The organism is Soonwooa sp. T0.1_25 (assembly GCF_057652215.1).
Genome location: NZ_JBYFBZ010000110.1, coordinates 1 through 240, shown reverse-complemented (window position 1 = coordinate 240; position 240 = coordinate 1). Strand labels below are relative to the sequence as shown.

1 protein-coding gene is annotated in these 240 nt (G+C 33.8%); it reads left to right on the top strand.

Annotated features, from left to right (window positions below):
• A partial coding sequence (locus AC23MB_RS14525) for a citrate/2-methylcitrate synthase (RefSeq protein ID WP_487787674.1) occupies positions 1 to 240 on the top strand: 240 nt, incomplete at both ends.

The window sequence follows — 240 nt, the reverse complement described above, 5'->3', positions numbered from 1 at the left end:
TGTTTTTATTACTTCACGGTGAATTGCCAACTGAAAGCCAATTTACTTCTTTCGATAATAATATTAAAAAATACAACTTCGTAGCATACGAATTTAAGAAAATACTAGACGTTTTCCCTCGTTATGCTCACCCTATGGGAGTTCTTTCTTCTCTTACTTCTGAGTTAACAGCATTTAACCCGAAAGCTGTAAATTTAAACTCTAAAGAAGAAATGGATCACGCAGCAGAATTAATGCTTG